We start from the raw sequence: 14349 nt of genomic DNA on the forward strand, positions 1-14349 counted from the left end.
CAATACAAAAAAGAGTCTGAGACAATTATTTATGTCTCAGACTCTTTTTTATGAGGTAAAGCACGTGGAATATTGCAAGAGAAGGTCCACGTGCAACATAAAGCGACACTTCATATAAAAAATGGGAGTGGGATAAAAATCTCATTATAATAAAAAAGGCTGAGACATGTATTTATGTCCCAGCCGGATTTAGTAGTTTTATTTATTGAGCTGTTTGTTGTTGTGCAGCTTGCATTTGTTGCTGTTGTAGAGCTTTAGCATTTAAGATATTATCTTCGATTGATTTTTTAATATCTTTATCTTTGTAGTCTACTTTGTACTCATCTAATAATTTCTTGTATGCATTAATGATAAGTTTTGGTTCTTTTTGAATTTTCATTTGACGGTATTGTTCTTTTAGGCTTTCTTTTTGTTTTTTACTAGCTTCGCCTTTGTCAGCTCTAATTATATGGTAACCATATTGAGATTTCACGACATCAGAAATTTCTCCGTCTTTAAGTTTAAATAATGATTTTTCAAATGCTTCATCCATTTGACCTTTAAGTACAAATCCTAATGAACCATTTTTATCTTTTGTACCTTCGTCTTGTGTTTCTTCTTTAGCTATTTTATCGAAGTCATCTGGGTTATCTTTGATTTTTTTAAGTAAATCGTCTGCTTTTTTCTTAGCTTCTTTATCACTTAAGCCATCTTTAGAATCTTCAGATTTAACTTTTATTAATATATGAGAACCTTTTTTAGCATTTTCTTCAATTTCTTTATCAGAAACTTTTATAGAATCGTTAATAAATTCTTCTTGATATTTAGAAGTTTTTTGTGATTCCTTGAAGTCTTTTAAAGTTGCACCAGGTTTCTCTTGTTGCAATGCTTCTTCGAATTTCTTCTTGCCACCATATTGTTCAATTTGCTTATCAACTTGTTTATCTAATTTTTTAGTGTCAACTTTGTCCTCGTATTTATCTTTTAAGACTTTGTTAAGAACAATTTGAAAAGCATTTTGAGCGACTTCATCGCTACCCATTTTATCTAATACGTCTTGAGATGATACATCGCCAGCTTTTGTTTCGATTAAAGTTTCGCCTGAATTATCTGAACCATTACCACAGGCACCTAATGTTAAAACTGATGCTGAAAGTGTTACGGGTAACACTAATTTTTTAATTGATTTCATAAATTAGAACTCCTTTTGTAAGAATACAATGATAAATATAGCACATTTAGGAAATTGATTACAAAAAATATCCTATAAATGTTCTGTATTTAGTGAACGTTTTGTTAACAACTCGATGCCATTCTTTCTTTCTTCTATATAAGTCCCTTTTTTAGTAAACAATATAATTTTTAAATAAAGTAAATCTATAATAGATATACCTATATTAACTGACATAATAAATAAAATATAATGTCCATATTGAGGGATGATATTGATTAGAAAAATAGAAAGTGCAGTTATGGTTACAATAGGGCATATAAGTGCACAACAAAATACAATCTTATTTACTGGTTGATCTACACGTATATTATATAATGGTAGACCACGTTTTGCTTTAGTCGTTTTATTCATCTTAAATGACTTACGATAATAAATGAGTACAATCAGGTGCAAAAATTTATGAATTGGATAAATTAAGCAAAGGACGAATAAGAATAAAATAAACTTATCGTCCTTTAATGGTTGAATTTGTAAATACATGAATATTTCGTAAGTGACGATAAATGTTAAAAATGAAACTAAAGTACTAATTAATACAATTCTCTGTAGTCCATACCGAGATTGTATATTGATGGATTTAGAACATAGAAACATAAGTATGTCACCTTCTCAGATATAATTATCTTGATATTATGCATCATCTTCTGATTGTTCGTCAAGTAGATATTTTTTAAGCTGTTCGTGGTTATCTTCAATATGTTTAATAAAGTCACTACCATAAATTTGACCAACGATATATTTAACATCGGTAAATTCTGGCATATTGAACATAACTTTCTCATAATCGGTAGCTATATCATATAGTCTGTTTGTGTCATTTGAATAACTAAAATAAGTTTTACGTAATACTGACAATCCTTTATCAGTTAACTCTAAATAAGTAGTTCTTTTATCGTGTTGGCTTTTAGGCATTGTTAAATAGCCACGTTTTTCTAAGTTTTTAGCAAAATTAAATACTGTAGAAACGTGCATAACACCGTATTTACTAACTTCTGAAATAGTTGCTTCATCTAAGCTTCTTATAATAATTAAAATATGATGTTCATTGATGTTTAAATCAAAAGGTTTTATCCATTGTTGCCAATCCTTTTCGATTGTTTTCCATAAAGCTTTCGATAATTGTGAAACTTTATGAGTGAATAACATTTTCTCTATCATATCCCGTTCATTCGTCATAACAATCTCCCCTTTATTTGTAAAATAAAAGCATGATACTTATGTATCATGCTAAGATGTAACACTTTAATAATATAATAATTTTAACATGTTTTCTATTTTTTTAGAAATGGTAGTTTCGTATTTTGAATTTCTTTTTGAATTTCATTACCACGATTACTTATATTTTCAATATTTTTTTGAATGCGATCAATATTCGGGTCGATATCAGCCTTAAATTGACTAATCATCGTTTTTATTTCTTCACTTAATGATTGAATAGCTATTTGACTTTCATCTTTAGTTTTTAAAACATATTCTTTAATTTCTGCTACGTTATCTTTAATTTCATTTATTTGAACTTTTGATCCATCAGCAGTTGATTTTAAATCTGTGCGTAAAGCATCACCTGAGCGATCAGTGTTAAGTATTGCTGTTGCAAAACCAGTTGCAAGTCCAACACCTACACCTAAAGCGAATCTTGTAAATTTCATAATTTTTCCTCCTTAGTACTCTTAGTTATTTATTTACCCATTTAAAGAAGAGATAAGCACAATTATTAAAATTGTGATTGGATAGCTTTTGCAATTTCTTCTTTTTTAGCATCATCTAATTTATCTTCATTTGTTTCCCAAATGTAGCCAAATCCATCGATATCATCTTTATATCTTGGAATAAGGTGGAAGTGTATATGATATACAGATTGTGAAGCAAACTCACCGTTATTTTGAATAATGTTCAAGCCATCAGGATTAAATGCTTTTTTAATGGCATTAGCAACAATTGGTAACGCCTCAGAAATATGTTTCATCGTTTCTGCATCTGTTTCATAAATATTTGGTGAAGCTTTTTTCGGAATTAATAACGTATGACCTTTAGTAACTTGTGAAATATCTAAAAATGCATACACGTGTTCATTTTCATAAATTTTAAATGAAGGAATTTCTCCGTCGATTATTTTGCTGAATATTGTTTCTGACATGTTATCATCTCCTATGTAAATATTATGTTTATTATATCATGCTCAAAGTTTCTTCTCATTAGATTAAGATAATATTTGATGAACGAAACAATAAGAACATGCTACAATGTATTTTGGAGGTGCGTTCACATGGCAATTAAAGTGAATAATTTAACAGGCGGCTATGGCAAGAAAGCTGTCATCCATGATATCTCATTCGAATGTAAAGCTAATGAAGTAGTAGGGCTTATCGGTTTAAATGGAGCAGGGAAAAGTACTACTATTAAACACTTATTAGGATTATTGACACCACAACAAGGTGAGATGTCTGTTAATAATATTGATATAAAATCTGATATAGAATCATATAGAAGAAATCTTACATATATACCGGAAAGTCCAGTATTATATGATGAATTAACATTAGAAGAACATATTTATATGACTGCTATGGCATATGGAATTGATAAGAAAACAGCACTAGATAGAGCGATGCCGTTATTAAAAAGATTAAGACTAGAAAATGAATTGAAAGTATTCCCAATACATTTTTCTAAAGGTATGAAACAAAAGGTCATGATTGTATGTGCATTTTTAGTTGAACCAGCACAATATATTATCGACGAACCATTTTTAGGACTGGACCCTCTAGGTATTCAAACTATGTTAGATCTTATTGTTGAAAGACGAAATCAAGGTGCATCAGTGTTAATGTCTACTCACATATTAGCAACTGCTGAAAGATATTGTGATCGTTTTATTATATTGCATAAAGGTAAACTCATCGCGATGGGAAACTTAGATGAATTAAGGGAAAAGACAGGACTTACAAATGCTACTTTGGATGATATTTATATTCATTTAACACAAGGTGAGACATATGTATGATGCTAAAAGTTTATTTAATACAAGACAAAAAGAAGAGTTAATTGAGAAGTTAAATTATAATAAATTTATATTTAACGGTCACTTTCTTATATTTTTAACAATTATGCTTGGTGCGTTTGCTTTAGGTTATAGTAATTGGCTACAAGATATACCACAAAATATAAATTATAGGTTGATATTAAGCGTAATTTTAGCAGTTGTTTCTATATTTCCACTTAGAACACTTTTCAGAGAAGCGGATAAGTTATATTTATTACCATTTGAAAAACATTTAAGTATTTATATCAAAAAAGCAATAATATATAGTTATATCAATAGATTGTTTCTACCTATAATCGTATTAATTGTAGGGTTTCCATTATTTTATGAATTATTAGGAAGTAAATTTTATTTATACATTACAGTTATAGTATTAAGTTTTATTTATCCTTTAATGGGGCTTATTATTAAATGGTTTTGGTTAAAGTATGGTCTTGAAGTATGGGGTGCAAACATATTATTATTCATTGTTTATGCCAGTGGTTATTTTATAACGTTAAAAGTAGGGCTATTTTCAGGAATTACGACAATATTAGTATTAATTTCATTAGTCATTTTAATGGAGAGTATTAATAGAGGAACTTTCTATCAATGGGAAACATTAATAGCAATTGAGTATAATCATAAGATGAATTATTATAAGCTTGTAAATATGTTTACAGATGTGAAAGTATTAAATGAAAGAACAGTTCGAAGAAAGTATTTAGATTTATTCTTAAGAACACCATCTTCTAAGAAGTTCAATGAAAATTATATGTACAAATTTCTATTTATAAGAAGTTTTGCGAGAGGGAAAGATGCATTCTTTATTGTATTGAGATTTCTTATTATAGGACTAATACTTATATGGTGGATTGATCAGGCTATTATTTCGGCAATATTAGGCGCACTTATTATGTACTTACTCATTTTACAATTATCGCAGTTTTATAAACAACAAGCGTATGGACTATGGCCACAAGTATGGCCAGTAAATGAAGGTAAAGTCATTAAAGGTTATCATCAATTTTTAATATCTATGATGTGGGTACTAGGTGCTATATTATCAATTATTTATATAGTGAAATTTGTTACGACATCATATTTCTTTATAATATTCTTCATTGTAGGTTGGTTAACTATCGATTCCTCTATTAAAAAAATAAAAAAACATCAAGAACTATTAAGAGATTAAAAAAGGAACGGAACAGAATGACTAGGATTGAAAAAAGTTTTATATAATTGCATTTTCAATTTAGTCAGTTACCGCCAATATAACAAAAGAGTCTGTGACATTGATTATGTCACAGACTCTTATTATTTTTATTCGTCATCTTCAGGTCTATACCAATATTTCGTATAGTTAGCAGTTGAATATTGTTCTGCACCAGAGAATTTTCGTGTTGCTTCTCTTGAGAAATATTCAGCGAAAAATGCTGACTTCGTAAAGTCTTCATAAGATTCATTAGAATCGTAACCTAAAAGAATCATGTAAGTATCACCTTTTTTAGGACGTAATAATCTAAAGGATTCAAAACCTTCAAATCTGTCGAACTCACTATCGATATTAGTATAATGATTTTCAAATCGATGTCTCATTTCTTCTGAAACAGGAATGTAGCTTGCTGCTATGAACTCATGGTCATAAAACTCACCTCGAGATTCGATAACACTATATTCTCTTGGTTGTGCAAATACAGATTCACCATTTGTTTCGTGAATAAGAACTGTAGTATCTTGTCTAGTATAATGATGAATATTTTCGTTTGGATGCTTCTTCATTATGTTTTGAAGAAAATGATATGTTCCTGTTGTTATATAAAAGTTCATAATTTTTTACCCCCTATCTCTTTAATTAAATTATAAACATGTAAGCGGTAAAATAAAACATATATCTGAATGTTTTGTATAATTTATGACTTTTTTCACACAATGATGTGTTTATAACAGAATATGTTAGAATAGATTGTAATGATTATAATGAGGTGAAATAAATGAGTGTACCGTTTAACGATACAATTTTAAAGGCAACAAGAGGAGAAAAAACAACGCATACACCAGTATGGTTTATGAGACAAGCAGGGAGATCTCAACCTGAATATAGAAAGATTAAAGAAAAATATTCTTTATTTGAAATTACACATCAACCTGAGTTATGTGCTTATGTTACAAAATTGCCTGTTGATCAATACAATACGGACGCAGCAATTTTATATAAGGATATAATGACGCCATTAACTGGTATTGGTGTAGATGTAGAAATCAAGGCTGGAATAGGTCCAGTTATTCATAATCCTATTAAGGACATTTCAGACATAAACAAATTAGGAGAAATTAATCCTGAAGAAGATGTTAAATATGTCTTAGACACTATCAAGATATTAACTCAAGAACAATTAAATGTTCCTTTAATAGGATTTACAGGTGCGCCTTTCACTTTAGCGAGCTATATGATTGAAGGTGGACCTTCAAAAAATTATAATAAAACAAAAGCGTTTATGTATCAGCAACCTGAAGCATGGTTTAAATTGATGGATATGTTAGCAGATATGTCTATACGCTATACACATGCACAAATAGATGCAGGTTGTAAGATGATTCAAGTGTTTGATTCATGGGTAGGGGCTTTAAATGCTGAAGACTATCATTACTTTATTCGACCATCTATGAATAAAATTTTCAGCGCAATTAAAGAGAAAAATGTACCGGTTACAACATTTGGAGTAGGAGCTAGTCATTTAATTGAAGAGTGGAATCAATTACCTGTAGATGTAATTGGTTTAGATTGGCGTTTACAAATTAAAGAAGCAAGAGCAAAAGGTATAACAAAAGCGCTACAAGGTAATTTAGACCCAGCTGTATTAATGGCTCCATGGGAAATAATAGAAGATAAATTAAAACAAATATTAGATCAAGGCTTAATGAATGATAACTATATCTTTAATTTAGGTCATGGTGTATTTCCAGAAGTTCAACCATCTACATTACAACGCGTAGCAAAATTTGTACATGATTATTCAGCAGAATATAAATCAAAACAGTAATCACATTAAATAGCTTTAATTTTATTAGAGGGAGTAAGGAAAATGAGTAAAAAAATAGGATTATTAGTTATGGCATACGGTACACCTTATGAAGAAAGTGATATCGTGCCTTATTACACACATATTAGACGTGGGCGCAAACCTTCAGATGAACAAATTGAAGATTTGAAAAGCCGTTACAAAGCAATTGGTGGTATTTCACCTTTAGCGGGTACAACTAAAAAGCAAGCTGAAAGTCTACAAGGAGCTTTAAATGAAAATTATAAAGATGTAGAATTCCAACTTTATATCGGCCTAAAACATATCAATCCTTTCATTGAAGATGCAGTTGAACAAATGAATAAAGATGGAATTGATGAGGCTGTTACAATCGTATTGGCTCCACATTATTCAAACTTCTCAGTAGGTAGCTATAATAAACGTGCTCAAGAAGAAGCGGATAAATATGGTATTAAACTACATCATGTTGAACAATTTTATAATGAACCAGCATTTATTGAATATTGGACTACAATGATTAACGATACGTTACAAATGATTCCTAAAGAAAGCCATGATGAAACTGTACTTATCGTTTCAGCGCATAGTTTACCGGAAAAAATTAAAAAAGCTAATGATCCTTATCCAGATCAACTAGAAGAAACAGCTCGTATTTTAGCTGAAGATTCAGATATTAAACATGTTTCAGTAGGTTGGCAATCTGAAGGACAGACAGGTGAACCTTGGTTAGGACCAGATGTTCAAGATTTAACACGTGATTTATATAATGAAAAAGGTTATAAGCACTTTATATATACGCCAGTAGGATTTGTATGTGAACATTTAGAAGTTTTATATGATAACGACTATGAATGTAAAGTAGTATGTGATGAATTAGGCGTAAATTATCATAGACCGCCTATGCCGAATATCGATCCAAAATTCATTGAGGCTATGGTTTCCGCAATAAATAAAAAATTCTAATTCGATTCTCGAAGAAGAAAGAAGTGTGAAATATGTCAAAACGAATTGCAATAATTGGGGCAGGGATAACTGGGTTATCTGCTGCCCATTATTTAAGAAAAGAAGATTCAGATTTAAAAATAGATGTTTATGAACAATCAGATAGAGTTGGCGGTAAAATTAAAACTTACCGTAAAGATGGATATACAATAGAATTAGGACCAGAATCATATCTCGGTAGAAAAACTATTATGACAGAACTAGCAGAAGAAATAGGGATTGCTGATGATTTAGTAACAAACAAAACAGGTCAATCTTATATATACAGTCATAACAAGCTATATCCTATACCAGGTGGTTCTATTATGGGTATTCCTACAGAAATAAAACCATTTTTAAAAACCCAATTAATATCTCCACTCGCTAAAGCTAGAGCTGGGTTAGATTATTTCTTGCCAGTTAAACCAATGCATACTGATATATCAATAGGTCACTTTTTTAGACACCGACTAGGAAATGAAGTACTTGAAAATTTAATTGAACCGTTAATGTCTGGAATTTACGGTGCAGACATTGATAAATTAAGTTTGAAAACTACTTTCCCACATTTTAAAGAGCAAGAAGAACAAGAAGGTAGTCTCATCAAAGGTATGATTGCACAAAAAGCAAAAAATAAAGCGAATCAAAATGTTACTATAAAACCTAAAGGGCAGTTCAAACAATTCAAACATGGTTTGGAATCTTTCGTTAATACATTAAAAGATAACCTTGAAGATAGAAATGTAAAAATAAATTTAAATTCAGAAGTTCAAAATGTTAAACAAAAAGGCAAAAAAACAGTTGTCACAGTTAATGGTAAAAATCATCATTATGATGGTGTCATTGTAACAACGCCACACCAACATTTTGTGAAGTGGTTCCAAGATGATATAGAATTAGATTATTTCAATTATATGCCTTCTACAAGTGTTGCTACAGTTGTGATGGCTTTTGATAAAGAACAAGTACTTAATGATAAAGATGGTACTGGTTTTGTAATAGCTAGAACGAGCGATACTGCTATAACTGCATGCACATGGACTAATAAAAAATGGCCACATACGACGCCTGAAGGCAAAGTATTACTAAGAGCTTATGTAGGTAAGCCTGGGTCAAATATTATTCATCATAAAGATGAAGAACAACTTAAACAAGTAGCACTAAATGATTTAAATAAAATTATGACGATTAAAGGTGAACCTGAATTCTTCATTGTAACGAAATTACCTAATAGTATGCCGCAATATGAAGTAGGGCATATTGATCGTATTCGTCATATACAAAAACATATTGAAGATAATTATAACAATTTAATTCTTACAGGAGCATCATTTGATGCGGTAGGTTTACCAGATTGTGTTCAAATGGCGAAAAATGCAAGTGATAAAATGATAAATTATTTAAATTAATTAAGGATTTATATTTAAAGATAAGGCTATATTTTTATGTAATTCACATTATAATTTTTAGCTTTATCTTTAAAAAATCTTTAAAAATCAAGTCTATTTTTCCCTTTAGTGAAAATTGTATCGAAGATGTTAAAAGTACTTGTTTTTTATTAAAGAAAGTAAAGAAATAGCATTGACCTTTTCTATATTTCTATATATAATAAAGTAGTTCTCATGGAGAGGCCCCTTGGTCAAGCGGTTAAGACACCGCCCTTTCACGGCGGTAACACGGGTTCGAGTCCCGTAGGGGTCACCATTTTAAATAAAATAATTTTAATATTTTCTTGACATAGTATTAATAATTGTGTTATATTAAAAGGGTAGCCGATTTATTTAATATTAAAGCGGGATGGAGCAGTTCGGTAGCTCGTCGGGCTCATAACCCGAAGGTCGGTGGTTCAAATCCGCCTCCCGCAATTACTTTTTTTCAATGATGGTCCCGTGGTGTAGCGGTTAACATGCCTGCCTGTCACGCAGGAGATCGCGGGTTCGATTCCCGTCGGGACCGCCATTTATAAATTTGGCTCAGTAGCTCAGTCGGTAGAGCAAAGGACTGAAAATCCTTGTGTCGGCGGTTCGATTCCGTCCTGAGCCATACTTTTTTACAAGTATGGCGATTGTGGCGAAGTGGTTAACGCATCGGATTGTGGTTCCGACATTCGTGGGTTCGATTCCCATCAGTCGCCCCATATAAATTTTTACTACGCGGGTGTAGTTTAGTGGTAAAACCTCAGCCTTCCAAGCTGATGATGTCGGTTCGATTCCGATCACCCGCTCCATTATTATTCCACAGTAGCTCAGTGGTAGAGCTATCGGCTGTTAACCGATCGGTCGTAGGTTCGAATCCTACCTGTGGAGCCATAAGGCCCCTTGGTCAAGCGGTTAAGACACCGCCCTTTCACGGCGGTAACACGGGTTCGAGTCCCGTAGGGGTCATATAATCAGAGGTGAAATATCGCTTCTGATTTTTTTATGTGGAGAGTTGTCCGAGTTGGCCGAAGGAGCACGCCTGGAAAGTGTGTAGGCGTCACAAGCGTCTCGAGGGTTCGAATCCCTCACTCTCCGTTTGTACCTTAATTATCAACAACTCCAAGACGTTGATATTACTAGCTTTCTTCATTATTTGAAGGAAATTTATAAAGAGCAAGTGTCAAAAAAGTGTCAAGAGAATAATTCTCTGACACGTTGACCTTGCTCTTTTTTATGTTCAACAGTAAGCAAATGGGCTTAGTTTCTAAAAACTATGTATTTACAATATTTTAAAACGGGGGTGGGATAGAATTCTCATTTTATTGAAAAGATTTCGGAGTCCCCCCAGTCAACTACCGCCATTATAATGATAGAGACTGAGACATGTATTCATGTCTCAGTCTCATTTTTTATATATTTTTAAATTTATTTGAAATTTAACTTGAAATATATGGAATATTTATTGAAAATTTAGTATGATAAAATTCAGTATATAATAATGTTTGCATATCAAAAATTGTACATCAAAAGAGAGAGAAGGAAAAAAATTGAAAAAAACATTATTTTTGAGCACTATAATTACAATGCTACTTGCTTCAGGCTTTATGTCTGGACAGGCAAAAGCAGAACTTAATTTAGTAACACCAGTCAATCAATCTGTAACAAAATTAAATATAGATTTTGGAAACTATAATGGGGAGATAGAGAAAGTTAAGCATACGGGTTGTACAGGGACTGTTATTTCTAAAGATACAGTTTTAACAGCGTCTCACTGTCTCTATAAACATGACATCGCTGGCAAGGCTACTAAAGTAAAAATAACGCCTGGTCAAAATAAAGATGAAAAACCGTATGGTGTATTTGAATCAAAAGACATCATCATACATGAAGGTTGGTTAGATCAAAATACTCGCTGGAGTTATGATATTGCGTTAATAAAGGTAAAACCTAATAAAAATAATCAACATATAGGTGATGTTGTTCCTCCAGTGTCTATGGAGACGAAAGATTCAAATAAAAAAGTAGGCACACAAATTTCTTCTGTAGGATATCCAGGCTTTAAAGAAGAAGAAGAAGGTGTAAGTCAATGGGGAGATGTAGGTAAAATAATAGGGTCTTCAAAATACTTCGTTGAGACGGATTTAGAAACTTATCCTGGACAATCAGGAGGTCCGCTACTTAATAAAGATGGACACACATTAGGTGTTTTAAGTGGGCCAAGAGAAGGAAAAATTACATACATATCGATAAACGATGAAATATATAATTGGATTAAAGCAAATATGAATTAATGCAACATATTGTTATATACTGAACTAAAATTACTATATTCAATATTCATTGATAACTATCTTTTAAGATATTTCATACTTAAAGATCTTACTTAGTTAACGCTAGGTAAGGTCTTTTTTACTTTTTAAATAATTTTAGAAAGTGGTGTGTAAACAGAAATCATTGCAATATAAAATCACACGTGTTAAGTTAGTTAGACAACAAAGTATCTTGATTATCAAGATAAAAGGAGGTGCACTTTTGAAAGAAAATAATAAAGATGAAATAACTAATTCTGATGAAGAATTAGTTTCTCTTGTGAGAGGTTTGGGAACACGCATTGTATTATATCAACAACGTGTTTCTGAATTATTGAAAGTTTACAGTCATGACTTTACTTCGATAGATTTATTACGAGAGACTGGGCCTATCACGGCAGGCGAGTTGGCTAATAAAGTAGGATTAACAACTGGAAGTGTTACTTCATTAGTAGATAGATTAGAAAAAGTAGGCTACGTGAGAAGAGAAAGGCATCCTGAAGATCGTCGTAAAGTTATTATCGTTCCACAATATGAACAAAAAGTTGAAGTTCAAGAGGTTTTTTCAGATTTAAATAAGAATTTGCTAGGATTAAGCTCTAACTATAATGAACAAGAATTAGAAACAATTAAAAGTTTTTTAGGAGGATTTACAGAGTTATTAGAAACTCAAATTCAGAATTCAAAAGAAGAGAAAGAGGTAAAAAAATGAAACTTAATCATATAAATATAGCAGTTAAAGATGTTGTGACGACAAAGGAATTTTTAGAAAAATATTTTGGTTTAAAATGTATTGCTTCCGCTGGAAATATGTTTACAGCATTAAATGACGATGATGGTTTATTATTCAATTTAATAAAAGATGAAAATGCAAGTTATCCAGATACGTTCCATATAGGCTTTCCACAGGAAGATGAAGAAAGTGTAGACAAAATATATGAGACACTCAAAGAAGACGGTTTTGAAGTGTGGGAACCAGCTTTAGCACATGGTTCATATACATTTTACTTTAAGTCACCAGGAGAATTTACAATTGAAATATACGCTCAAGCAGAAGAAAAAACAAAAACAGTAGTACATCCATATTTTGATGATTTTTCAAACAAAGATAAATAATATACTTTATTTTAATATTTAAAACCCTGTACATTAGGGTTTCTTTTTTTACTTTTATAAATTATTTAGTTAATCAAAATATGAATAATATATCTTTTTTACAATTTTATATTGTAGAATCCTAAATTAATAGTATAATTGATAAAGATTCTCAATAAAGGAGTGTAAAAATTGAAAAGATATTTATTTTTATTTATGGCATGTTTAGTATTCTTGTTAGCTGCGTGTGGCAATAATGATAGTAAAGATTCCAAAGATAGTAGTGATAGTAAGGAAGTTACATATACTGACCAAGATGGTAATAAAATTAAGGTTCCTAATAAACCTAAAAGAATTGTAGATTTAACTGCTAGTTATGGTAATTTTAAAAAATTAGGTGTTGAACCTATAGCAATTACTAATGTATATCCTGATTCAAAGTTCTTAAAACAAGATGATATTAAAAAGGTAGATCCTGAAGATCCTGAAGCTGTTGCTAAATTGAAGCCTGATTTAATTATTGCATATGCTGAGAATAAAAATATAAATAAATTGAAAAAAATAGCACCAACTGTATCGTTTAGAGTTAAGGATTTAACTTATAAAGATATGCATGAAGATATTGGCAAGTTAGTTGGTAAAGAAGATGATGCAAAACAACAGATTAAAGATTTAGATAAGAAAATGAAAGATGATGGTAAGGAAGTTAAAGAGAAACTAGGGGAAGATAATACTTATACGATTATGGATATCCAACCTAAACTTATGTATTTGTTCGGCCCTGGATTTGGTAGAGGTAGTGATGTCATATATAATGGTTATGGCTTGAAACAAGATCCAGATGCTAAGAAAGATATTCCTAAGGAAAGATACATGGAAGTTTCACAAGAAGATTTCCAAAAGTACACTGGCGATTACCTATTAGTGCCGACTCAAGATGGCAAAGCTCCTAATAATGCATTTACTAAGAGTAACGTTTGGAAAAATACTGACGCAATTAAAAATGACCATGTCATTTATTACTCAATTAATGAATTCTTGTATTCAGATCCTATTTCTTTAGAAAAACAATCTGATTTCTTTAAGAAAGAACTTTTAAATAAATAAATAATGAATAAAAAGTCTGGGACATAAATCCTAACTCAAAATAACATCTCATTTCACTGTTTATTCAGTTAGAAATAAGATGTTATTTTTATATAATCTTACATTTTGTTCGTGCAGGCTTGACTTAATAGAAATAAATATAAGAAAAAGAGCTATGGAC

15 protein-coding genes and 9 tRNA genes are annotated in these 14349 nt (G+C 31.0%); 18 read left to right on the plus strand and 6 right to left on the minus strand.

Annotated elements, in window-relative coordinates:
- Nucleotides 1-202 precede the first annotated feature (202 nt).
- From ACNMOQ_RS05190 to ACNMOQ_RS05210, 5 genes are all read right to left on the minus strand, one after another.
- Nucleotides 203-1171 (minus strand): peptidylprolyl isomerase, encoded by a 969-nt coding sequence (locus tag ACNMOQ_RS05190; protein ID WP_017001042.1) that lies wholly within the window; start codon nt 1169-1171, stop codon nt 203-205.
- A 72-nt stretch (nt 1172-1243) separates the two neighbouring features.
- A complete protein-coding gene (locus ACNMOQ_RS05195; RefSeq protein WP_231051484.1) occupies nt 1244-1693 on the minus strand; it encodes a DUF3267 domain-containing protein in 450 nt (149 codons plus the stop codon).
- Nucleotides 1694-1843: 150 nt separating this feature from the next.
- The gene (locus tag ACNMOQ_RS05200) at nt 1844-2389 is read right to left on the minus strand and encodes an HTH-type transcriptional regulator Hpr (protein WP_017001044.1); all 546 of its coding nucleotides are present in this window, start codon (nt 2387-2389) and stop codon (nt 1844-1846) included.
- Nucleotides 2390-2484: 95 nt separating this feature from the next.
- Nucleotides 2485-2862: a YtxH domain-containing protein gene (locus ACNMOQ_RS05205; RefSeq protein WP_017001045.1), complete on the minus strand. Its 378-nt coding sequence runs from the start codon at nt 2860-2862 to the stop codon at nt 2485-2487.
- Between the two features lie 65 nt (nt 2863-2927).
- Nucleotides 2928-3350: an HIT family protein gene (locus tag ACNMOQ_RS05210; RefSeq protein WP_017001046.1), complete on the minus strand. Its 423-nt coding sequence runs from the start codon at nt 3348-3350 to the stop codon at nt 2928-2930.
- Between the two features lie 129 nt (nt 3351-3479).
- Here ACNMOQ_RS05210 and ACNMOQ_RS05215 point away from each other — a divergent pair, with 129 nt between their 5' ends.
- Nucleotides 3480-4217 (plus strand): ABC transporter ATP-binding protein, encoded by a 738-nt coding sequence (locus ACNMOQ_RS05215; RefSeq protein ID WP_017001047.1) that lies wholly within the window; start codon nt 3480-3482, stop codon nt 4215-4217.
- On the plus strand, nt 4210-5430 hold the full coding sequence (gene ecsB, locus ACNMOQ_RS05220) for an ABC transporter permease EcsB (protein ID WP_064211355.1): 1221 nt from the start codon (nt 4210-4212) through the stop codon (nt 5428-5430). The genes ACNMOQ_RS05215 and ecsB overlap by 8 nt, the downstream gene beginning before the upstream one ends.
- A gap of 128 nt (nt 5431-5558) precedes the next feature.
- On the opposite strand, the gene ACNMOQ_RS05225 is transcribed toward ecsB, so the two are convergent.
- Nucleotides 5559-6065: an antibiotic biosynthesis monooxygenase family protein gene (locus tag ACNMOQ_RS05225; protein WP_017001049.1), complete on the minus strand. Its 507-nt coding sequence runs from the start codon at nt 6063-6065 to the stop codon at nt 5559-5561.
- 164 nt (nt 6066-6229) lie between these two features.
- Between ACNMOQ_RS05225 and hemE the strand changes: the two genes are divergently transcribed.
- The 16 genes from hemE (at nt 6230) to ACNMOQ_RS05305 (ending at nt 14189) form a co-directional block, all read left to right on the plus strand.
- A complete protein-coding gene (gene hemE, locus ACNMOQ_RS05230; RefSeq protein WP_017001050.1) occupies nt 6230-7279 on the plus strand; it encodes a uroporphyrinogen decarboxylase in 1050 nt (349 codons plus the stop codon).
- Between the two features lie 42 nt (nt 7280-7321).
- On the plus strand, nt 7322-8242 hold the full coding sequence (gene hemH, locus ACNMOQ_RS05235) for a ferrochelatase (RefSeq protein ID WP_416350312.1): 921 nt from the start codon (nt 7322-7324) through the stop codon (nt 8240-8242).
- A gap of 32 nt (nt 8243-8274) precedes the next feature.
- Entirely contained in the window at nt 8275-9669 is a 1395-nt protein-coding gene (gene hemY / locus ACNMOQ_RS05240; RefSeq protein WP_064211354.1) for a protoporphyrinogen oxidase, read from the plus strand.
- Between the two features lie 220 nt (nt 9670-9889).
- A tRNA-Glu gene (locus ACNMOQ_RS05245) sits at nt 9890-9964 on the plus strand.
- 87 nt (nt 9965-10051) lie between these two features.
- Nucleotides 10052-10125, plus strand: a tRNA-Met gene (locus tag ACNMOQ_RS05250).
- 18 nt (nt 10126-10143) lie between these two features.
- A tRNA-Asp gene (locus ACNMOQ_RS05255) sits at nt 10144-10219 on the plus strand.
- 11 nt (nt 10220-10230) lie between these two features.
- A tRNA-Phe gene (locus ACNMOQ_RS05260) sits at nt 10231-10303 on the plus strand.
- Between the two features lie 18 nt (nt 10304-10321).
- Nucleotides 10322-10397: transfer RNA gene (locus ACNMOQ_RS05265), tRNA-His, on the plus strand.
- A gap of 16 nt (nt 10398-10413) precedes the next feature.
- Nucleotides 10414-10487, plus strand: a tRNA-Gly gene (locus tag ACNMOQ_RS05270).
- A gap of 7 nt (nt 10488-10494) precedes the next feature.
- Nucleotides 10495-10569: transfer RNA gene (locus ACNMOQ_RS05275), tRNA-Asn, on the plus strand.
- 3 nt (nt 10570-10572) lie between these two features.
- Nucleotides 10573-10644: transfer RNA gene (locus ACNMOQ_RS05280), tRNA-Glu, on the plus strand.
- A gap of 40 nt (nt 10645-10684) precedes the next feature.
- A tRNA-Ser gene (locus ACNMOQ_RS05285) sits at nt 10685-10773 on the plus strand.
- 452 nt (nt 10774-11225) lie between these two features.
- Nucleotides 11226-11969, plus strand: coding sequence for a trypsin-like serine peptidase (locus ACNMOQ_RS05290; RefSeq protein WP_416350313.1), 744 nt, complete (start codon nt 11226-11228; stop codon nt 11967-11969).
- Nucleotides 11970-12210: 241 nt separating this feature from the next.
- Nucleotides 12211-12699 carry a MarR family winged helix-turn-helix transcriptional regulator gene (locus ACNMOQ_RS05295; RefSeq protein WP_064211352.1) on the plus strand — a complete coding sequence of 163 codons (489 nt, stop codon included), beginning with the start codon at nt 12211-12213 and terminating at the stop codon, nt 12697-12699.
- Nucleotides 12696-13103: a VOC family protein gene (locus ACNMOQ_RS05300; protein ID WP_182094004.1), complete on the plus strand. Its 408-nt coding sequence runs from the start codon at nt 12696-12698 to the stop codon at nt 13101-13103. The genes ACNMOQ_RS05295 and ACNMOQ_RS05300 overlap by 4 nt, the downstream gene beginning before the upstream one ends.
- A 171-nt stretch (nt 13104-13274) precedes the next feature.
- Nucleotides 13275-14189 carry an ABC transporter substrate-binding protein gene (locus tag ACNMOQ_RS05305; protein ID WP_182094003.1) on the plus strand — a complete coding sequence of 305 codons (915 nt, stop codon included), beginning with the start codon at nt 13275-13277 and terminating at the stop codon, nt 14187-14189.
- Nucleotides 14190-14349 lie beyond the last annotated feature (160 nt).

The sequence above is a fragment of the Mammaliicoccus lentus genome (assembly GCF_947036595.1).
Lineage (GTDB): Bacteria > Bacillota > Bacilli > Staphylococcales > Staphylococcaceae > Mammaliicoccus > Mammaliicoccus lentus.